The sequence below is a fragment of the Thermotoga sp. RQ7 genome (genome assembly GCF_000832145.1).
Classification (GTDB): Bacteria; Thermotogota; Thermotogae; order Thermotogales; family Thermotogaceae; genus Thermotoga; species Thermotoga neapolitana.
Window position 1 is genome coordinate 995739 of sequence record NZ_CP007633.1, and the last position, 21012, is coordinate 1016750.

21 protein-coding genes and 1 CRISPR repeat array are annotated in these 21012 nt (G+C 45.9%); of the genes, 15 read left to right on the top strand and 6 right to left on the bottom strand.

The window, feature by feature from the left end; translation table 11 throughout:
- Positions 1-27: 27 nt before the first annotated feature.
- From metK to TRQ7_RS05055, 13 genes are all read left to right on the top strand, one after another.
- Positions 28-1215 (top strand): methionine adenosyltransferase, encoded by a 1188-nt coding sequence (gene metK / locus TRQ7_RS04995; RefSeq protein WP_015919224.1) that lies wholly within the window; start codon positions 28-30, stop codon positions 1213-1215.
- Positions 1216-1230: 15 nt separating this feature from the next.
- Positions 1231-1530 (top strand): 30S ribosomal protein S20, encoded by a 300-nt coding sequence (gene rpsT, locus TRQ7_RS05000; protein ID WP_015919225.1) that lies wholly within the window; start codon positions 1231-1233, stop codon positions 1528-1530.
- A 73-nt stretch (positions 1531-1603) separates the two neighbouring features.
- Entirely contained in the window at positions 1604-2266 is a 663-nt protein-coding gene (locus tag TRQ7_RS05005; RefSeq protein ID WP_015919226.1) for a hypothetical protein, read from the top strand.
- Between the two features lie 59 nt (positions 2267-2325).
- On the top strand, positions 2326-3045 hold the full coding sequence (locus TRQ7_RS05010; protein ID WP_038067057.1) for a response regulator transcription factor: 720 nt from the start codon (positions 2326-2328) through the stop codon (positions 3043-3045).
- A 3-nt stretch (positions 3046-3048) separates the two neighbouring features.
- Positions 3049-4287 carry an ATP-binding protein gene (locus tag TRQ7_RS05015; RefSeq protein ID WP_015919228.1) on the top strand — a complete coding sequence of 413 codons (1239 nt, stop codon included), beginning with the start codon at positions 3049-3051 and terminating at the stop codon, positions 4285-4287.
- A gap of 4 nt (positions 4288-4291) precedes the next feature.
- Complete coding sequence (locus tag TRQ7_RS05020) at positions 4292-5596, top strand: pyrimidine-nucleoside phosphorylase (RefSeq protein ID WP_015919229.1); 1305 nt, start codon at positions 4292-4294, stop codon at positions 5594-5596.
- Entirely contained in the window at positions 5593-7254 is a 1662-nt protein-coding gene (locus TRQ7_RS05025; protein ID WP_015919230.1) for a phosphodiester glycosidase family protein, read from the top strand. Before TRQ7_RS05020 ends, TRQ7_RS05025 begins: the two co-directional genes overlap by 4 nt.
- On the top strand, positions 7254-9305 hold the full coding sequence (gene fusA, locus TRQ7_RS05030) for an elongation factor G (protein WP_038067078.1): 2052 nt from the start codon (positions 7254-7256) through the stop codon (positions 9303-9305). Before TRQ7_RS05025 ends, fusA begins: the two co-directional genes overlap by 1 nt.
- Position 9306: 1 nt before the next feature.
- Positions 9307-10575 (top strand): alpha-amylase family glycosyl hydrolase, encoded by a 1269-nt coding sequence (locus TRQ7_RS05035; RefSeq protein WP_015919232.1) that lies wholly within the window; start codon positions 9307-9309, stop codon positions 10573-10575.
- Positions 10576-10589: 14 nt separating this feature from the next.
- Positions 10590-10871: a DUF503 family protein gene (locus TRQ7_RS05040; protein ID WP_015919233.1), complete on the top strand. Its 282-nt coding sequence runs from the start codon at positions 10590-10592 to the stop codon at positions 10869-10871.
- Between the two features lie 3 nt (positions 10872-10874).
- Entirely contained in the window at positions 10875-11471 is a 597-nt protein-coding gene (gene yqeK / locus TRQ7_RS05045; RefSeq protein ID WP_015919234.1) for a bis(5'-nucleosyl)-tetraphosphatase (symmetrical) YqeK, read from the top strand.
- A complete protein-coding gene (locus tag TRQ7_RS05050; protein ID WP_038067062.1) occupies positions 11455-12111 on the top strand; it encodes a hypothetical protein in 657 nt (218 codons plus the stop codon). Before yqeK ends, TRQ7_RS05050 begins: the two co-directional genes overlap by 17 nt.
- The gene (locus tag TRQ7_RS05055; protein WP_015919236.1) at positions 12108-12566 is read left to right on the top strand and encodes a YaaR family protein; all 459 of its coding nucleotides are present in this window, start codon (positions 12108-12110) and stop codon (positions 12564-12566) included. The genes TRQ7_RS05050 and TRQ7_RS05055 overlap by 4 nt, the downstream gene beginning before the upstream one ends.
- On the opposite strand, the gene nadC is transcribed toward TRQ7_RS05055, so the two are convergent.
- Genes nadC through nadX form a run of 3 tightly spaced genes read right to left on the bottom strand, consistent with a single transcriptional unit; the run spans position 12557 to position 15020 of the window.
- The gene (gene nadC / locus TRQ7_RS05060; protein ID WP_038067065.1) at positions 12557-13378 is read right to left on the bottom strand and encodes a carboxylating nicotinate-nucleotide diphosphorylase; all 822 of its coding nucleotides are present in this window, start codon (positions 13376-13378) and stop codon (positions 12557-12559) included. The genes TRQ7_RS05055 and nadC overlap by 10 nt on opposite strands.
- Positions 13379-13382: 4 nt before the next feature.
- Positions 13383-14279 (bottom strand): quinolinate synthase NadA, encoded by an 897-nt coding sequence (gene nadA, locus TRQ7_RS05065; RefSeq protein WP_041844147.1) that lies wholly within the window; start codon positions 14277-14279, stop codon positions 13383-13385.
- 12 nt (positions 14280-14291) lie between these two features.
- Positions 14292-15020 carry an aspartate dehydrogenase gene (nadX, locus tag TRQ7_RS05070; protein WP_038067070.1) on the bottom strand — a complete coding sequence of 243 codons (729 nt, stop codon included), beginning with the start codon at positions 15018-15020 and terminating at the stop codon, positions 14292-14294.
- Between the two features lie 631 nt (positions 15021-15651).
- A CRISPR array of direct repeats spans positions 15652-16342; the repeat unit is 30 nt; unit sequence GTTTCAATACTTCCTTTGAGGTATGGAAAC.
- A gap of 183 nt (positions 16343-16525) precedes the next feature.
- On the opposite strand from nadX, the gene TRQ7_RS05080 reads away from it, so the two are divergent.
- Together TRQ7_RS05080 and TRQ7_RS05085 are read left to right on the top strand one after the other, a co-directional pair.
- Positions 16526-16942, top strand: a complete 417-nt coding sequence (locus TRQ7_RS05080; RefSeq protein ID WP_041844149.1) for a ferredoxin family protein — start codon at positions 16526-16528, stop codon at positions 16940-16942.
- Positions 16943-16955: 13 nt separating this feature from the next.
- A complete protein-coding gene (locus TRQ7_RS05085; protein WP_015919243.1) occupies positions 16956-17324 on the top strand; it encodes a NifB/NifX family molybdenum-iron cluster-binding protein in 369 nt (122 codons plus the stop codon).
- Between the two features lie 29 nt (positions 17325-17353).
- Here TRQ7_RS05085 and TRQ7_RS05090 read toward each other — a convergent pair whose 3' ends face one another.
- Genes TRQ7_RS05090 through TRQ7_RS05100 form a run of 3 tightly spaced genes read right to left on the bottom strand, consistent with a single transcriptional unit; the run spans position 17354 to position 21002 of the window.
- Positions 17354-19951 carry a valine--tRNA ligase gene (locus tag TRQ7_RS05090; protein WP_038067093.1) on the bottom strand — a complete coding sequence of 866 codons (2598 nt, stop codon included), beginning with the start codon at positions 19949-19951 and terminating at the stop codon, positions 17354-17356.
- A 31-nt stretch (positions 19952-19982) separates the two neighbouring features.
- Complete coding sequence (locus TRQ7_RS05095; RefSeq protein ID WP_004082364.1) at positions 19983-20483, bottom strand: chromate transporter; 501 nt, start codon at positions 20481-20483, stop codon at positions 19983-19985.
- A gap of 3 nt (positions 20484-20486) precedes the next feature.
- Positions 20487-21002: a chromate transporter gene (locus TRQ7_RS05100; protein ID WP_004082365.1), complete on the bottom strand. Its 516-nt coding sequence runs from the start codon at positions 21000-21002 to the stop codon at positions 20487-20489.
- Positions 21003-21012: the final 10 nt, after the last annotated feature.

Genomic DNA, 21012 nt, shown 5'->3' on the forward strand with positions numbered 1-21012 from the left:
ATACGACCAGCGAAAGGAGGATGGGAAATGAGGAGACTTTTCACCAGTGAAAGTGTCACAGAAGGTCACCCTGACAAGGTTGCGGATCAGATCTCGGATGCCATACTGGACGCCATGCTCGAGCAGGATCCAAAGAGCAGAGTCGCCGTTGAAACGCTCGTTACCACGGGGCTCGTCATCGTAGCAGGAGAAGTTACAACGAGGGCGTACGTGGAGATACCAGATATCGTGAGAAAAACGATCCTTGAGATAGGATACACAAGGGCAAAGTACGGTTTCGATGGAGAGACGTGTGGAGTGCTCACAAGCATACACAGTCAGTCTCCAGATATAGCGCTCGGTGTGGACAAGGCACTCGAGGTGAAAAGTGGAGAAGAGGTAGCGGACGAACTGGAGGCACTGGGTGCAGGAGACCAGGGAATCATGTTCGGTTACGCCACAAACGAAACACCCGAATACATGCCGCTTCCAATCACGCTTGCTCACCGCCTGGCTATGAGACTTGCTGAAGTCAGAAAGAAGGGCATACTTCCATTTCTGAGGCCAGATGGGAAAACACAGGTGACGATAGAGTACGAGGACGACAAGCCGGTGCGTGTTGACACCGTCCTCATATCCACTCAGCACGACCCGGACATCTCCCAGGCGGATCTGAGAGAGGCGATCATCGAACACGTTATAAATCCTGTCATACCGGAAGAGTACAGAGATGATAAGATGAAAATTCTCGTCAATCCTACAGGAAGGTTCGTCCTTGGTGGTCCAATGGCGGACACGGGGCTTACCGGCAGAAAGATAATAGTTGATACCTACGGAGGATGGGTGCCCCACGGAGGAGGTGCCTTCAGCGGTAAAGACCCAACGAAGGTTGACAGATCGGCTCACTATATGGCAAGATATGTAGCGAAGAACGTGGTCGCCGCAGGTCTTGCTGACAAATTCCTCATACAGCTCTCTTATGCTATAGGTGTCGCAAAACCCGTTTCCATACTGATCGACACGTTCGGCACAGCGAAGGTTGACGAGGAAAAACTCCTCAAGGTGATCACCGAGATCTTCGATTTCAGGCCCGGGGCGATCATAAAGAAACTCAATCTACTGAGGCCCATTTACAGGAAGACAGCAGCTTACGGTCATTTCGGTAGAAACGAGGAAGAATTCACATGGGAAAAACTCGACATGGTCGATGAGTTGAAAAGAGCCTTCAACATGTGAGGGAGGGATTGAGTAGTGCCTAACACGAAATCTGCTAAAAAGAGGGTCAGGGTTTCTGAAAAAAGAAGACTGAGGAACAAAGCTTACAAGACCTTTTTCAAAAACAGAATAAAGGAAGTCATCAAGGCCATAGAAAACGGCGAGCCAAAAGAAGTGGTCCTGGAACTCGCCAGGAAAGCGCAGGCTGCCATCGATAAAGCGGTATCAAAGGGAGTCATTCACAAAAACCAGGGAGCGAGAAGAAAAGAAAGACTCTTCAAGAGAGTGAACGAGTACCTGAAGAGCCTGGAAGCAGCTGAAACGACTCAGGAGTGAATTTTTCCTCGACCTTGAAATCCAGCCCCCTCAGCGGGGCATTTCTGGTTTTAAAATTTGAGGAGGGATACCTATGGAAAGGGTGATAGGGGATTTTTTGAAACTGGTTGTCGAGAACTGGTACTTTTCCCTTCCCGCAGCCCTCTTTCTGATGTTCGCATCCAGGTACGTTGAACACGTTGCGTTTGCCGTGCTGGGATTTGTGATGGGAATCAACTTCGTTTTTCCTCTTCTGTCAAAAGTGGAATCCCTGAGTAGTTATCTTTCCAACGAGAATGTGCGAACGATCGTCATGGTGGCCGTTGGAGTTCTGACAGCGGTTGTGATATACGTTCTGTACAAGTACCTGGTCTTTCTGGCTGCTTTTGTGACCGTTTCTTTTCTTGCCTACTATGTGATAAACTTCATGGTGAATTCTTTCAACATACAGGATGTACAGTATATGAACTGGATAACGCTGGGACTGTCCGTTCTGATAGGCTTTCTTGCAGGAATCACAGCGTACAGAAAAGAAAAAGACTTTGCGAGAATGCTTTCGGTGATAGTGGGGGCCGCTGTTTTGGCCGCTCTGGTCCTTCATTATCTTTCCGGGATGTTCGGCATGGAGTTTCGCCCAGAAAGCTTTTTTGAGAACAAATCGATGGTGCTCTTCTATGTTTCGCTCTTTCTTCTGTTTCTGTTCGTTGCCTCCTGGTACACGTTCAGGAAAAGACCTTCTCCAAAATCCGAATTGTAATGTTAAAATAGTATAGAAATCACATGAAAGGAGGTGTACCCCTCTCAGGGGGATTGAAAATGGCGAAGAAGAAGATCCTGGTTGTCGACGATGACCCTGCAATTTTGGAACTGGTAGGATACAACCTGGCAAAGGAAGGCTACGACGTTCTGAAGGCGTACGATGGAGAAGAAGCGCTGAAACTTGCCAACGAAGAAGACGTGGACATGTTCATCGTGGATATTATGCTTCCGGGAATGGACGGGTTCGAACTGGTAAGAAAGATCAGATCTATGGAAAAATACAGAAACACTCCGGTTATCTTTCTGAGCGCAAAGGGTGAAGAGTTCGACAAGGTTCTTGGATTGGAACTTGGAGCCGACGACTACATAACGAAACCCTTCAGCGTGAGAGAGCTTCTTGCAAGGGTGAAGGCTATATTCAGAAGACTGTCTGCTGCCGTGCAGAGCAAGGAGGAAAGACCCAAAAAGATCACTGCAAAGGATCTCGAGATCGATGTGGAGAAATACGAAGTGAAAGTGAGAGGAAAGAAAGTGAACCTCACACCTCTGGAATTCGAACTTCTGAGGTTTCTGGCAGAAAATGAAGGAAAGGTTTTCAGCAGGGATGTGCTTCTCGACAAGCTGTGGGGGTACGACTACTACGGTGACACGAGAACGGTCGATGTGCACATCAGAAGGTTGAGAACGAAGATAGAAGAAGACCCATCGAACCCGAAATACATCATCACCGTTCGTGGAAAAGGTTACAAGTTCAGAGATCCTGGAAAGGAAGAATGATCCATGGAACTGTTTTTGATCGTCGCAGGAGTCCTGCTGTTTGCCTTGCTTGTTTTCTTTTTCAGAAGGAAGTTATCTGAGTACAGGATATTCATAAAAAAAGTGGCGGATATGCTGGGGGAAAAGGATGTTCCCCCACTTTATCTTTTCGAGCGTTTGAAAAAGTACATCGACAATCTGAAAGACAGAATCGCTCGCGTGGAAGTCAGCCGGGACAATTTTCTCACCATACTCAACAGTCTCAGTGAACCCATATTCATCCTCGACAGAGAGGGGAACATCACATTTTTGAACGAAGCTGCTCGAAGGCTCGTTCAGGATAGAATCAGTCCTGAGGGAAGACGCTACTATGAGATATTCGAGGATTACTACATAAACGAAATGGTCGAGGAAACAATAAAAAGCCTGGAACCACAGGAAGGAACACTGGTCACATACATAGAAAACGACAAGAAGTACTTTCACGTGAAGGTGATTCCCGTCGATCTGAAAAGCGGTGACAAGATCTTTGTCATTCTCTTCCACGATGTGACGAAGGAAAGGAAACTGGATGAGATGAGACGTGAGTTCATCGCAACGGTCTCTCATGAACTCAGAACACCTCTCACTTCCATCCATGGATACGCGGAAACACTGCTGGAAGACGATCTCGAAAACAAAGAACTCGTCAAAAGATTTCTCAAGATCATTGAAGAAGAATCAGCACGCATGACACACCTTATAAACGACCTGCTGGATCTTGAAAAGATGGAAGAAAGTTCTGTTGAGTTTGAGATGAAGGAACTCGATCTTTGTGAAGTGGTGGATTACGTTTACAGGATAGTTCAGCCCATCGCGGAAGAAAACGAAGTGGAACTCGAGATCGATTGCGAGAATGTTACAGTCAAAGGAAACAAAGAAAGGCTCATCCAGATGCTTCTGAACCTCGTGGACAACGCTGTCAAGTACACTTCCCTCAAGGAAAAAGGAGAAAAGAAAGTCTGGGTTAGGGCTTACGATACACCCGATTGGGCCGTTATAGAGGTGGAAGATACGGGACCCGGTATTCCAAAAGAGGCCCAGAGCAGGATCTTTGAAAAATTCTTCAGAGTGGACAAGGCAAGATCGAGGAAAATGGGAGGCACTGGCCTTGGCCTCACCATAGTGAAGACGATTGTCGACAGGCACGGTGGAAAGATAGAAGTAGAAAGCGAGGTCGGACAGGGTACACTCATGAGGGTGTATCTGCCCAAGGGTAGGTGATGACATGAGGGCTTACGATGTTATTCTGAAGAAAAGAAACGGTGAAAAATTGTCCAGAGAAGAGATAAAGTTCATGGTGGAAGGATTCGTGAGAGGGGAAATACCTGACTACCAGATGGCGGCGTTTCTGATGGCGATCTTTTTTCGCCATCTGGACGAGGAGGAGACCTACTATCTCACCGAAGTCATGATGAGATCAGGAGAGGTTCTGGATCTTTCGGAAATACCTGGAAAGAAGGTTGACAAGCACTCAACTGGAGGTGTTGGGGATAAGACCACCCTCGTCGTTGCTCCACTCGTTGCCTCCTGCGGGGTTCCCATTGCGAAGATGTCTGGGCGAGCCCTTGGACACACGGGAGGAACAATCGACAAATTGGAGTCTATACCGGGATTCAGGACGGAGCTTTCCATAGATGAATTCGTTGAAAACGTAAAAAAATACGGCATAGCGATTGTGGGACAGACGGGAAATCTTGTCCCTGCGGACAAGAAAATATACGCTCTGCGTGATGCCACAGCAACCGTTGATGAACTCTCGCTGATCGCATCGAGTATTATGAGCAAAAAACTTGCTGCTGGGAGCGATGCGTTCGTTCTGGACGTGAAGTTTGGAACGGGTGCGTTCATAAAAGACATTGAAGAATCCAGAAAACTTGCCGGCTTGATGCTGGAAATAGCAAAACGCCATGGTAGAAAAGCGGCCGCTGTTCTTTCGAACATGAACCAGCCGCTGGGACGTTTCATAGGAAACTCTCTGGAAGTGATAGAGGCTATAGAGACCCTCAAAGGACGCGGCCCAGAGGATCTGGTAGAACTTTCGATCACCCTTGGTGCTTTGATGCTCGAACTTGCGGGAGTTTCTGAATTTGAAAATGGAAAGAAGATATTGAAGAAAAAGATCGAAACGGGGGAAGCCCTCGAAAAGTTCCGTGTACTCATAAAAGCACAGGGTGGAGATGAGAGAGTGGTTGACGATCCATGGAAGTTTTTGGCCGTTTCGAAGAAGATAGAGGAGTTCAAAGCCGAAAGAGATGGATACGTATCCTTCATAGACACCGAAAAGGTGGGAACGGCTTCCATGCTTTTGGGTGCTGGAAGAAAGAAAAAAGAGGATAGAATAGATCACAGCGTGGGAATAGTTGTTGAGAAGAAACTGGGAGACTTCGTGGAAAAAGGAGAAACGATCGCAAGGCTTTATGTTTCAGAAAAGAGCGACCTGGAAAGTGCTATGAAACTTCTGAAGGAAGCATATGTGGTGTCTGATACTCCACCAGAGCCATTCAGAGTGGTAGAAGAGGTGATCAAATGAAACAACTGATGTTCATCTTTCTCCTTCTTGCCTGTCTTTCCTTTGCTTCATACGTGATTAGCGGAAAAGAAGCATTTCCTGTAAGAAGTGTTTTCAGGGACGGTGTCTACTACGTTTACGTGGAAGATCTTTCACCGGTTGGTGTTGGTTACATACACGCAAACGGTTACCACTACGTTGTCTACGATGATCATGTGCTCTTTGTGAAAGAGAAAGAAACGGTACTGGATTTTGTGAAGAAACTCTCCCCACCTCTTTTTCTGGAAGGAAAACTCCTTCTTCCAATCGATGCTGTGAAAGAGTTGATGGAAGGCTTTCAGGTTTACACAAAAGGAGAAAACGTGCTCATCTACAACTCCCTGCCGATACTTCTTTCCGCCACAAAAGAAAAAGACAGGATAGTCATCTCTTACACGGGTGTTCTCGTGCCGGACATGGTGGAAGTTGAAAAGAGCATGGGCAGGGTCGTCTTGAAGATCTCCCCTGTGGTGGAAAACATTCCCGTGGTCTCAGAAGGAATAGAGGTGAAGCCGGGGAAAAATGAGATCACCATCATCACTAGCATCGGAAACTTCTACCCAGATGTGAGGTTGACTTTTGAGAAGAATCGCCTCGTCTGCCAGCTGGCGTTGATCGAGGGGTTTTTCGGGAAACTTGAGATAGCCGATGGTGTTGTGTTCGAACGTAAGATAGAAGAATTCGGAAAAGGAGAAAAAACGGTTGTGAACTACCTGATCATGGACCCAGAAAAGGTCGAGGTGAAACCCGTCATAGCCGAAAAGGGCTTTGGTTCACTTGAAAAACTGGACGATATGGTAAAGAGGGTCGGTGGTGTGGCTGGTATAAACGGAAACTATTTTGATCCTGTGACGAAGTTTCCCATTGGCCTTGTCGTGATAGATGGGAAGCCCTATTCTACGATGTTTTCCGGAAGACCCATTTTTGCGATCACCGAAGAAGGAGACGTGTTCATAGGAAGGGTGCTTGTGGATGTCACCTTGACGGTGAACGATGTGCTCTTTCTCGTCAAGGGAATCAACACGCTCGGAGAGGGAGAAGTGCTGGTTTACACGAAGGAGTTCTCAGGCACGATTCCGAAAAAGGATGACAAGTTGTATTTCGTCGTGGAAGGAAACACGGTGAAATATCTTGGATACAAAGAAAAGGCAGAAGGCTCAGAAAGTGTGATAGCCGTTTCGAGGAAATACGAAACCTACCTTTCCAACTTGAAGATAGGAGACAGGGCTTATCTTTCGATTCAGCCGAATCTGCCGATTCGAATAAGACAGGCGGTGGAGGGAGGGCCTCTTCTGATTCAAAATGGTGCTCCGATTCCAGATGCCCAGGAAGAAAAGGCAAGATACGGTGGTGGAATCGCCTATGCAAAGGCACCGAGAACGGTCGTTGCTACAAAAAATGGAAAGCTTTGGTTTATCGTCTTCGAAGGTTATAATCATATAACGAGAGGGTTGAACTATGATGAACTTGTTGATTTTCTTCTTTCCAGAGGGTTCGAAGATGCCATGTGTGTCGATGGGGGAAGTTCTTCGGTAATGGCGGTGGGCGGAAACCTCTTTGGAAAAGCAGAAAACAGCACGGCAGCCATACCTGTGGGGATCGTTGTTTGGGAGAAAAAAAGCACGGAGGTGGGTGAGTGATGGGAGACATCCGGAATGTGAGAACAGCAGCTTTGATAGGTCACAACGGGTCTGGGAAATCTTTGCTTCTGGCTCGTATTCTCTACAAGTTGAATATGATCGACAAACCAGAAACAAAGTATGTGGACTACGATCCTGTTGAGGAAGAGAAAGGTGCGAGTTTTTCCTCCCATGTGGCATCTTTTGAATGGAAGGGCAAGAGAATGTTTTTGATAGATACTCCGGGGTTTGCAGATTTCATCTCTGAAGTCATAAATGCGATCTTCGTTGCGGAAAACGTCGTGTCAGTGGTGAACGCTGTGGCGGGTGTGGAGATACAGACGGAGAGGACCTGGAACCTGGCCGAAGAAATGAAAAAACCCATCATGGTGTTTGTGAACCAGATGGACAAGGAAAGAGCAAACTTTGACAACGTCGTTGCGGAGTTGAAGGAAAGGTTCTCAAGAAAAATACTGCCCCTTGTTGTTCCAATCGGTGCAGCAGAGAATTTTGAAGGTGTTGTTGATCTTCTCAAGAAGAAGGCCTACAGATACAACGGAGAAGAGCCGGTGGAAGAAGATATGCCATCTGAGTTCGATGAATTGAGATCAGAGATCCTCGAGGACATAGTGGAGCAGGACGAAGAGCTCATGATGAGATACCTCGATGGAGAAGAAATAGGATACGACGAACTCGTGAAAGTTCTCAAAGAAAGCTACAGAAAAGGTGAACTGGTACCTGTGATAGCAGGTTCTGCTCTGAGCGGAATCGGCGTTGATGTGCTTCTGGACTATCTGGAAAACATAGGTGTCTCTCCGGCAGAGGCGAGTCCCTACAGGGCAACGATGGAAGATGGTAAAGAAGTAGAGATACCTTTTTCTGAAGAAGAACCTTTCTGTGCCTACATCTTCAAATCTGTTGTTGACCAGTTCGTTGGAAGAATAACCTTTGCAAAAGTCATAGCGGGCACTCTGAAGAGTGGAGACACCATCGTCAACGTTCAGAAAGACACCTCGGAAAAGGTCGGACATGTTTATCTTCCTGTTCTCAAGCAGCAGAAAGAAGTCGAATCTGTTGGACCTGGCGAAATCGTGGTACTTTTGAAACTCAAAGAGGGTGCTGTTGGAGAAACACTGGCCCACAGGGATAGAAGGGTGAAGATAATCGCTCCTTCTTTCCCGGAGCCCATGTTCTCTCGTTCTGTTCATCCAAAGTCCAAGTCGGACATCGACAAGATCAGCGGTGGATTGTCCAGACTCTCCGACTCCGATCCTACTTTCGTGTGGGAGTACGATCCGGAGACTGGTGAAACGGTGATCTCTGGTCTTGGTGCGATGCACCTTGACGTTATGGTGGAAAGACTGAAGAAAATCTTCGGAGTCGATGTTGAGGTAGGAAGACCGAAGATCGCCTACAGAGAAACGATCACAGCAACAGCCATCGCAGAGCACAAACACAAGAAACAAACGGGTGGTCACGGTCAGTATGGACACGTGAAGATACAACTGGAACCTCTGCCAAGAGGTCAGGGGTATGAATTTGTTGACAAGATCGTTGGAGGTGTGATCCCCAGAAACTTCATTCCTTCCGTTGACAAAGGTGTCAGAGAAGCGATGAAGAGAGGTGTCCTTGCAGGCTATCCTGTTACGGACGTCAGGGTCATCCTCTTCGATGGTTCCTATCACGAAGTGGACTCCTCCGACATTTCGTTCCAGATAGCAGCGATACAGGCCTTCAAGAAAGGAATGGAAGCGGCAAAGCCTGTGATACTTGAGCCGATCATGGAGGTAGAGGTCTTCGTCCCAGAAGAAAACGCAGGAGACGTGATGGGTGAGATCTCCAGCAGAAGAGGAAGACCTCTTGGTATGGAACCCTCCGGCAAGGGCATGGTGAAGGTAAAAGCGGAAGTTCCCCTTGCAGAGATGCTAGACTTTTCCAACAAACTTTCTTCCATCACCAGCGGAAGAGGTTACTTCACCATGAGATTCCAGAGGTACGAGATAGTACCTCCGAACATTCAGGAAAAGATCATCGAAGAGAGAAGAAGAGAGATGCAGGAACAGGAGAAATGATATGAACCTCAAAAACCTGATAATATACGAAGCCTTCGCAAGGGCTTATCCGGGTGAAAAAGGGAAAAAGTTTCTCTCTCTCGAAAAAGATCTGGAAAGACTGAAGGGAATGGGCATCAACACGGTGTGGTTGATGCCCATTCATCCTACTGGTGTGGAAGGAAGGAAAGGGACTCTTGGCTCTCCGTATGCCATCCGTGACTACTACGAGATAGATCTTTTGATCGGGACAAAGGGAGATTTCAAAAAATTTGTGAAAAGAGCACACGAACTGAACATGTACGTTCTGATGGACATGGTGTTGAACCATGCTGCTGTCGACAATGTCCTAGTGAAGAAACACCCTGAGTGGTTTCTCAGGGATGAAAACGGAAACCCCACGAGGAAGGTTCCCGACTGGTCGGATGTCGTCGATTTTGACTATTCGAACGGAGAATTGAGAGAGTACATGATCAACATGATGAGGTACTGGGTTGAAGAGTTCGACGTGGATGGCTTTCGATGTGATGTGGCAGGCCTTGTTCCTCTGGATTTCTGGCTTCAGGCAAGAAAAAATCTCGATCCTGTGAAAAGACTCATATGGATATCCGAGACTCACGATCCGTACATGTACCAGGCGTTTGACATCACTTACGACTACGACGGTTATTACAGGTTCAGGGATTTCATAGAAGGGAAAAATAGTTTAAGGGAGTACATCGATTTTTTGAGGATGCAGGATCACATGTACCCAAGAGGATACATAAAGATGAGGTTTCTGGAAAACCACGATCAACCCAGAGTGGCGAAGTTTCTCTCTCGAGAATCACTGATGCACTGGATTGCTTTTCTCTTCACGGTGAAGGGAGTACCCCTGGTTCACAACGGGCAGGAATACGCTCTCAAGGAAGATCTTGACATATTCAACGAGTACACACTTCCCATTCCTGGAGAAGAAAACGAAATATTCTCTCTGCACAGAAAACTAGCACATTACAGATACAAAACGAACGTGTTTTCGAACGGAGAGATGATCTTCATAAGAAACGATCAGCCGGAGAGGGTGATATCCTATCTCTGGAGGCACGGAAACAGATTCATCCTCTGTGTCTTGAACCCTCTTTTGGAGAATACATCCGTTACTCTGGATTTTTCCGGCATATGGGAAAATATCTGTATTCACTCCAAAAATGTGTTCAACGACGATATTGTGAGGGTGAGTGTGAAAAATTCCAGAGCAAAAATAAAAGTCGGAAGAGAACCTCTGATACTTTCTTTCGTGCTCTACTGAGAGCAGGTGGTAGAATGAACATAGGTGTGGTGAATTTGCGCGTCAGACTCTTCGGTGTGAGATCCTTGAAAGAAAAAAGAGGCATACTGAGAAGACTCATGAATGACCTGAGAAAAAAGTACAACATATCCATTTCTGAAGTTGGGGCACACGATTCGAAGAACTTCTTCGAGATAGGAATCGCTATGGTGAACACCGACAAGGCTTTCATAGAGAAGGTTTTTGACGCCATCATAGATTATCTGGAACTCTATCCCGGTATGGAGGTAGAGGAAGCAGAGAGAGAGGTGTGGTAGAAAATGACGCTGGTCATAGATGAACTGGAAGCGATCCTGAACAGAGTCCTTTCAAAAAAAAGGATCGTTCATGTAAAGTCTGTGGTGGATTTTTCAAAAAGACTGGGAGAGATATACAACGTGGATCTGAACAGACTGGAACTTGCCGCTCTGTCACATGATATGTTCAGAGACGTGCCACCCAGAAAACTCTTGAAGATGTCCAGGGCTTACGGTCTGAAGATATCGGATCTAGAAAAGGCTCATCCTGTTTTGCTCCACGGAAAGGTGGCGGCAGAGTTTTTGAAAAGACGCTTCGGTGTGGATGACGAAGAAGTACTCATAGCCGTTGCTTATCATACTTCAGGACACGTTGGTTTCAGGGAAATAGGAAAGATCCTCTTCATAGCCGATTCTCTGGAGTTCACACGGGACTTTCCAGGGGTTGACGCTCTGAGGAAGATAGCGTTTCGAAACCTAGAGGAAGGATTCTTCCAGGTTTTGAAGAATAAAATCTTCTACGCGGTCGGAAGAGATCTTTTGCTCATACCCGAAACGGTGGAACTCTGGAACAGTATTCTCATGAGCAGAGGAGGTCATGTGGATGAAGAGGTCGAGTAAGATACTGCTCATCGTCGTCTTTGTGGTAGTGGCTGTTATCGCCGTTGGATTTCTCTACTACAGATCATTCCTTTCTTCTCCAGATTACAGAGCAAAAGAAATACACTATCTTTTCAGGGTGGAGGGCGAAAGTTACTTTGTGAGAATAGATGACACCAAAAGGATGGTGTACATCGTTTCCTTCCCAAAGGAGTCCTACGATCCGGAAAGAAAAGAGTCGCTCTTTTCTGAAAGACCCCTGAGCGATCTCGAAAAGATAGAGAACCTGCTGAAAGTAAAAGCGGAAAGGGTCTTCTACTCGGTGATGTCGAAAGAGGAGTTTTTGAAACTCTCTCAGAATCTTCTTGGAAAGCAGGTTGAAAGTTTCACGGATTTTGTCAAGGAACTTTCGAAGAGAAAGGTGAAACTCTTCGACTTTCTGTTTGTGGGAAGCTGGGTGAAGAATTTTGGGTTCAACAACCTGAACAGGTTCTCCCTGTACAAGTTCCTGGAAAAGGTATCTAGTTATGCGATCGACATCTTCGAAGCACCGACAATAACAAAAGCGCCTGTCATCGTGAAAGTTCAGGGAAAAGAGTACCGGAGGTTGTACCTTGACCCTGAGAAACTGGAGGTCATCACCGAGGAGATGAAAAGGTGAGGATAGACCCTCTCGGAGGGGAATCTCTGAAAAACCAGGAGGTCAAAGGAAAAAAATCCAAGAGAACTTCCAGAACCGGAGAAGTAGATAAAAAGGAATTCTTCGATATAATGAAGGACATCAGCGTAGAGCAATTTGAAAAACTCCTCAAAGAGGCCCTCGAGGAAGTGATCGAGTCCGGGAATGAACTTGTGAGGTCCCCCACTCCCTCTAACCTGAAAAGGTACAAGAATGCCATAAAGGAATTTCTGAAACTCGTTGAGAAAAAACTCTACAAACTGTCCGGTAGTTTCGATATGACAAGCGGGAAGGCAAAACTACACGTTGTGGTGGAGGAAGTGAACGAAAAACTGATGGACCTCGCCGAAAAGATCATGAAGAACGAATGGCAGACGATAAACCTGGCTGCCAGGATAGAAGAGATCAACGGACTCATACTCAACCTCTACCGCTGAATCTCAAGTGAAAGGTCCACAAAGACCTCACTCAAAGTCAGGCGGCTTGTTGAGATCACATCCACTGTTTCTATATCGTAATCCGATACGTTCTCCTCTGTGATGCCTCCAGACACCTCCACCACGACGTTTGGGTTCATCTCTTTGATCTTCTTCGATACCTTCTCTACCATTTCTGGCGACATGTTGTCCAGCATGACGATATCTGCTCCCATCTCAACGGCCTTCAGGGCGTCTTCCATGTTTTCGACCTCGATTTCGATCTTTCTTGTGAAGGAGGAAATTTTTTTAACTTCCTGGATCGCTTTTTCCACACTTCCGTAGAGTTTCAAATGGTTGTCCTTTATCATAACGCAGTCTCCCAGATTGAACCTGTGGGTGTCTCCGCCTCCGTGCATCACAGCAAGTTTCTGGAAAAGGGAAAAACCCGGAATCGTTTTCCTCGTGGCGGCTATCTTTGCGTGTTTGAGTTTTCTGGCAAACCTCCTTGTAACGGTGGCTGTTGAAAACATCAGTGATAGTGTGTTGAGGAGAGTTCTTTCGATCAAAAGCAGGCTGTACGTGTTGCCTTCTATTTCACCTATCGCACCTTTTTTGGGTATGAACTCACCATCCTTCACGTGGAAGATGGACTTCAGATGGTACTTTTCCAGAAATCTCTGGGCGAGTTCTATTCCGGAAGCGACCACGTTTTCTGTTTTCAGAAAAACAGTCGCTCTGGATGTCGTGTTTCGAAGGGGAAAAGAAGCGATATCCAGATTTCCTTCGTCTTCCCTCACGTGTGATGAAAGGATCTCAAGGAGTTTTTCCACATTATCACCCCATGATTTCAAACATTTTGAGAATGGGTCTTCTGGCTTTTTCGATGATGTCTTCAGGAAGAGTAACTTCGAAACTTTCTGTCTCAAGTGCCAAGAGTGTATTTTCCAGGGTGTTTTTCTTCATGTTCACACAGATGGCGCTTTCCAGTGGGATGAAGTTTCTATCCGGGAATTTCTTTTTCAATTTGTGGATCATACCCACTTCTGTTCCTATCACAAAGGTCTTTGCCGTGTCTTTCTCCGGTATCTTTTCCATCTGACCAGTGCTTCCAACGTAATCGGCTTTGTCCCTGACCGGTTTTGGACACTCTGGATGGACCACTACCCTGGCGTCAGGATGTTTTTTCTTTGCAATGTCAACGGAGTTTTCACTGAACTGATGAACAGGGCAGTGACCATCTTCGGGCATGGCGAAGATTTTCTTCCCTGTTTTCTCGGCCACGTACTCTGCCAGGTTTCTATCTGGGCCAAAGAGGATCACATCCGAGTCGATTTTTCTTATAACGTCCACAGCGTTTGCTGAAGTGCATATGACGTCCGCAAGGGTTTTACACTCGGCTGTGCTGTTCACGTAAAGAACAACAGGAGCATTCGGGTATTTTCTTTTGTATTCCTCGATTGTCTCCGGTGTCAGGCGGTTTGCCATAGGGCATGTTGCGCTTCTGTCAGGAACTATGACCTTTTTTTCTGGATTCAATATCTTGACCAGTTCTGCCATGAAATCCACACCGAGGAAAAGAATCTTTTTTTCTTCCAGATCCATGGCTTTCCTTGCAAGTTGCAGTGAGTCTCCAACAAAGTCTGCTATATCCTGAAGTTCCGGGATCTGGTAGTTGTGAGCAAGTATCACATAACCTTTTTCCTTCTTCAGTTTCAGGATTTTGTCTATCACCCTTGTCCCTCCTCATCCGAAGACGATTTTGGAGTTCAGACTTTCGATGGTTTTCAAAATGGAATAAACCGTTACCATACTCGTTTTGGGATTTTCTGGAGATGGCAGGTTTTCTATTCTGAATTCATATTTTCCAACATCGGAGATAACACTTATGATGTGTACGTTGTTTGAGAGAGAAGAATCGGCTTTTATGATCACCTTTACCTTTTCAAAGCCGGCGATGAGACCAACGGTAGAAGCGATGTTTATGTTTCTGGGAAAAAGCTTTGCTGCCTCTTCTACACTTCCTTCGAAGACGGTCGTTTCTCCTTCGATGTTTATTCCAAGACTTTTCGGGTGTTTTCTTGTTTCAATGATCACTCGATGTATATTTTTTCTTACCGCTGCCAGCAAATCAAGCCCACCGATCGCACCGGAAGGGAAAAATACCTTTGCTGGTGAAACCTTAAGTTCTTCGAAAAACGATTCTCTGAAAACTCTGTCGGCAAAAGCGCTGGTGCTGATGATCAGATAGTTCACGGGGCTTTTCAGTATCTGAGAGGAGTACTCTTTAACCGCTTCTGGGGAGGCACATTCGATTACTGTATCCACATCCTCCGGGACATGAAACTCCTCAAGCCAGTGAATATCTGGAATGTGATCTTTTCGGAATTTGTCGAAGGCATAAACTTTCTCAAAGTGAGTCATCTTCAAAATCTGCTTTCCGATGTTGCCAACACCTATGATGAGAACTCTCATTGTCTTCACCCCTAACAAATTTTACACCTGCTGTAAACAACTGACAAGAGAGGTCGTATTTATGTTAGTTACAAATTGATTGATTTACTAAAATTATATTTTATTCACTAAAGTACGGTAAGTTCCATTTATTCACAAGGTGGGTGGTGATTGTAACTGGCATTGGATGTGTGATACAGAGTATGCAATTACCGGTAACGAAAAAATTCATGCGGGTTTGAGAGAGGTGATGTATGCAGGGAAAATGGAATTGTGAGTGAGAAAGCGAAAAAAAGATCTGTGAATATGTCTTCATCTGTGTTCATGTATCTATCATGAATAAAGAAACCGCACACTTAGCCTCTAACCTTTTAAGGAGAACCTTTTTGAACAAACTTGTGAAAACAGGAACTAGACGGTTTCCCCCTGAAACACCCCAAAATGGCCCGACCTAGGTTAGAATAATTTATCTTTTGATTTTGTCTTTCTTTAGGCTTTTCATTGACTATGCAATTATTCCATTTTTCCAAACAGTACTTGACTGGATCTTTCTGTGTGTTAGAATCACCTGTGATGAAACACCCTTTGTATGTTCTCATATACTCTTGCTTTTTGAAATGCTTTGTGGTATAATTTCTCTGAAATCCAACGGGTTTCAATACTTCCTTTGAGGTATGGAAACTCGAAGTTCTCGTCTATGCTCGAAGTGCCGAGTTTATGTTTCAATACTTCCTTTGAGGTATGGAAACATCCGCCCTTAGGGTTCGTGTAAATGGCGTACTTCAGTTTCAATACTTCCTTTGAGGTATGGAAACACCTCACCCGCCACGACAAAGCATTCGCCGTGGCTAGTTTCAATACTTCCTTTGAGGTATGGAAACCCAGGGCGACGTACAGACCCTCGTATGGGAAGGCGAGTTTCAATACTTCCTTTGAGGTATGGAAACTCTTTCTCTTTGTTTCCTCTGCGATGTATCTCCTCTGTTTCAATACTTCCTTTGAGGTATGGAAACCTCTCTTCCGCATTTCGTCGTTTAAGAGAGGCAGTGTTTCAATACTTCCTTTGAGGTATGGAAACGGTTCGATCCAAACTTCCTCGTCTTTGCGGATATTGGTTTCAATACTTCCTTTGAGGTATGGAAACAAGAATTGTACAAATGGTTAGAGCACGCAGACATCGGTTTCAATACTTCCTTTGAGGTATGGAAACCCCCTTTCTTTCGAGCGCTTTGAGGTTTGCTGCCGGTTTCAATACTTCCTTTGAGGTATGGAAACGAGTGTTCTGGCAGGCGAAAGAACTTTTTGATGAGAAAGTTTCAATATTTCCTTATAGGTACAAACCCGCAGCGATTTTTCAGGCTGGAAAGCTTCTATTTTTTATTTTTATTTGACAAATATATGTAAAAAGTATATAATTTCCTCGAGGTGAAAGCTATGAGAAAAGTGTGCTGGTGCTGGTGGTGTGGTTATTAACACTCCCTCCCTATTGCAAAAAGATAAAAAACAGGATTGGGAGGGAGATTGGAATGGAATCTAAGAACACTCCGGTGATTGGAAAGGATGCCCTTGGGCGGGAGATTCGTGATCTTTCTAAAATTCCCTGGTGGGGTGTAGATAGAAAAGCAATAGAGTGGTATCCAGTCATCAACTACGATAAATGTGCAACGTGTGGTATTTGCTTTGTAACTTGTGGAAGGCGAGTATTTGACTTTGACAGAAAAGAAGGGAAAGTGATAGTAGCACGTCCTTACAATTGCATGGTCGCATGTCAGACGTGTATGAATCTTTGTCCAACAGGAGCAATAAGTTTTCCTGATGTTTCTTACATAAAGAAATTGGTCGCACAGAATAAAATTGTAAAAAAAGCTTTTGAAATAATAAAACCTCTGCTACCTGATGAACACCTATCAACAAAGGAAACAGAAACTGATCCTGAACCATAAAGGAGGTGAAACCATGATCATAGCCATTCCCGTTTCTGAAAACAAAGGAAAAGACTCTCCTATATCGGAACACTTTGGTAGAGCACCCTACTTCGCATTTGTAAAAGTGGAAAACGACAAAGTGCTGGATATCTCCGTTGAAGAAAACCCTCTTGCACAGGATCATATCGCCGGTGCTGTTCCAAATTTCGTGAAAGAAAAAGGTGCAGAATTGGTTATAGTGAGAGGCATTGGGAAGAGAGCATTTTCCATCTTCGAGACTCTAGGCATAAAAGTGATAAGAGGAGCTTCAGGAACGGTGGAAGAGGTGGTGAACCGGTACTTGGCAGGACAATTAAGAGATTTGGACTATGAAGTTCGGGAGAAATTCCATCACCATTGAAACAAAAGAGGGGCCAAAGCCCCTCTTTTTCACTCCAGATCTTTCAGTATCGACTCTAATCTTTCGAGACGCTCTCTGTTGCTTTCCAGTCTTTCTTTTGTCTCTTCGACCACTTCTTCGGGGGCTTTTTCTAAGAAGTCTTTGTTGGAAAGTTTCTTTTCGAGGCGATCGATCTCCTTTTTGATTTTCTCCATGTTCTGTTTCAGTCTCTCTTTTTCCTTTTCGAAATCGATCAGACCACCAAGATCAACGTACACTTCCACGCTCTCTTCAACATAGGCAGTTGCTGTTTTTTGAGGCTTTTCATTCACGATGGCTATCTCTTCTATGTTTCCAAGAGTTTTGAGCAGTAGTTTCATTTCATCCGTGATTTCAAGCCCTTTTACGAAAATCCTCACTCTCTGAGACTGAGGAAGGTTCATCTCTGCTCTCACGTTTCTGACACCACGGATCATGTTCATAAGTCTTGTGAACTCTTTCTCTGCTGCTTCGTCGATGTTTTCTTCTTCCACCTCGGGCCACTTTGCTATCGTTATCGATTCACCATCGACAGGGAGCTTCTGCCAGAGCTCTTCTGTGAGAAACGGCATGAACGGGTGAAGGAGTCTCAGAGAGGTATCGAGTGTTTTCACCAGAAGCGTCTGAACGAGGTGCCTCTCTTCTGTTTTGAGTCTTGGCTTTGATGCTTCTATGTACCAGTCACAGAATTCATCCCAGAAGAAGTTGTATATGGTCCTTGCCGCTATGTTGAAGTCGTAGTTCTCCAGGGCACTGGTCACCTCTTTGACCGTTTTGTTGAGTCTTGTGAGTATCCACTTGTCCACCGTCTTGAGGTTTTCAAGTGGGACTTCTTTGTAATCTTCAAGGTTCATCAGGACAAACCTTGTGGCATTCCATATCTTGTTTGCGAACTTCTTGTAGGCGTCGAAGTACCTCGGATCGAGTTTTATGTCCCTTCCCTGAGCGGCAAGAATGGCAAGGGTGAATCTCATGGGATCTGCCCCGTATTCGTCTATCACCTCAAGAGGATCGATACCGTTTCCCAGAGATTTGCTCATCTTTCTTCCGTACTTGTCCCTGACCAGTTGATGGATGTACACGTGACTGAACGGTTTTTCGTTCATGAACTCATATCCCATCATGATCATTCTTGCAACCCAGAAGAAGATGATGTCGAATCCCGTGACGAGAAGATCAGTCGGATAGTACCTCTTGAGATCTTCCGTCTCCTCGGGCCAGCCAAGTGTTGAGAAGGGCCAGAGAGCGGAAGAAAACCACGTGTCGAGCACGTCTTCGTCCTGCTTCAGGTTGGTGGAACCGCATTTTTCACACTTTTCTACATCCTCTTCGGAAACGTTGATGTGTCCACAGTCCTGGCAGTACCACACGGGAATCCTGTGACCCCACCAGAGTTGTCTGGAGATACACCAGTCTCTGATCTCGTACATCCAGTTGAGATAGATCTTTGTCCACCTTTCCGGGAAGAATTTGATCTCTCCCTTTTCAACGGCTTCGATCCCTCTCTTTGCCAGAGGCTTTGTGGCGACGAACCACTGGTCTGACAACTTCGGCTCTATCACGGTATCACACCTGTAACAGTGACCGACAGAGTGTGTGTAGTCTTCTATTTTCACAAGAAAGCCCTGCTCTTCAAGATCTTTCACAATTTTCTCTCTTGCTTCGTATCTGTCGAGTCCCCTGTATTTTCCGCCGTTTTCGTTTATTCGTGCGTTGTCATCGAAGATCTCTACCATCGGGAGATTGTGTCTTTGTGCGATGAGATAATCGTTCGGGTCGTGAGCCGGTGTTACCTTCACCGCTCCTGTTCCAAACTTCGGGTCAACGTATTTGTCCGCAACAACCGGGATCTCCCTTCCAACAAGTGGAAGAATGAGAGTTTTGCCGACGAAGTCTTTGTACCTTTCGTCCTCCGGATGGACGGCCACCGCCGTGTCTCCAAGCATCGTTTCAGGCCTTGTGGTTGCAACGACTATGTATTCATCGGAGTCTTTGACGGGGTATTTCACATAGTAGAGTTTGGACTGATGCTCTTTGTGCTCTACCTCTTCGTCCGAGAGCACGGTTTTGCACCTTGGGCACCAGTTCACGATGTACTTTCCTCTGTATATCAAACCTTTTTTGTAGAGTTCGACGAAGACCTTCCTGACTGCTCTGCTGAGGCCCTCGTCGAGGGTGAAGCGCTCCCTTGTCCAGTCCACCGATGCTCCAAGGGCCTTTATCTGCTCTCTGATCTCTCTTCTGTACTTGTTCGCCCATTCCCAGGTGATCTCAAGGAACTTCTCTCTTCCTATCTCCTCTCTGGTTTTACCCTGCGTTTGAAGAAGGAATTTCTCCACGGCGTTCTGTGTGGCAATTCCGGCATGGTCTTCACCTGGAACCCACAGAACGTCGTACCCTTTCATTCTCTTGTACCTTACCACTATATCCTGAAGCGTTATGTTGAGGGCATGGCCCATGTGGATTCTTCCTGTGATGTTCGGTGGTGGTATCACGATGGAGAACTTTTCGCCAACACCCTTGGGAGTGAAGTAACCCTTTTCTTCCCAGTACCTGTACCATTTGGTTTCTATCTCGGCTGGATTGTATCTGGTCGAAAGTTCAGCCACTCTCAGCACCTCCTTTTCCTGTGATATTTTATCAGAAACCGAGGATCGCTCCGATCACTCCACACCCAAAAATGATGAAAAGAGGGTGCACCTTGAAGAAAGAACACACAAAAGCGGCAGCAGAAAGCAGGATCAACACAGGATTCTGAACGGAACTGAGAAGCGAAAGGAGCGTCACGATCAAAAGGGTTGTGGTGGCCCCTTCGAGCGCTTTCATCAACCTCACTCTCTGAAGCTTCACGTATTTTCTGAGGAAAATAGCAGTGGTGATAACCAGAATGGGAGCCCCAAGGAAAGCGAGTGTGTTCAACACAGCACCTATCAGACCAAAGAATTTGTATCCCGTGTAAGTTGCCAGGTTTATCGCAACGGGACCTGGAGTCATTTGAGCGATCGAAACCGCCTGAGAGAACTCCTCAGGAGAGAGAAAGCCACCGGTGACGAGTTCGTTCTTGAGTATTCCAACGATCGCCCATCCACCGCCAAAAGAAAGAAAACCGATCTTCAGAAAAATGAAGGCGAGTTTCAGCAAGGTTCATACCTCCTTCAGATACAGAAGCAGAACGAGCAAAATGACCACCGGAATCACGAGGGATCCATTGAGAAGCAGAACGAAAACCGCTACTCCTATCATAATGGCTCTGTAGAGATTCCAGCGCTGGTTTCTCACAAGCCGGTACAGAACACTCCCTACAAGTCCGATTATGGAAGCGTAAGCACCTCTCAGAAAACTCCGAACGTAGCTGATTCCTGAAAGAGTGCGTATCACTTCCGCAACCGCAACTATGGCGAAAAACGGTGGTAGCACAACGGCCAATCCAGAGGCGATCGCACCGTAGATACCTGCGAGTCTCCTTCCCACAAGCACCGCAGTGTTGAAGGCGATAGGACCCGGTACCACCTGAGCTGTGCTCATGATACGAAAGAATTCTTTCTCCGTCAAAAGACCGGATCTTTCCAGTTCCCATTTCATCACAGGAATCATGGCGTATCCTCCACCTATGGTGAGGGCGGAGATCCTCAAGAAAAGGAAGAACAGTCTTCCAATCAAATTCGATCCC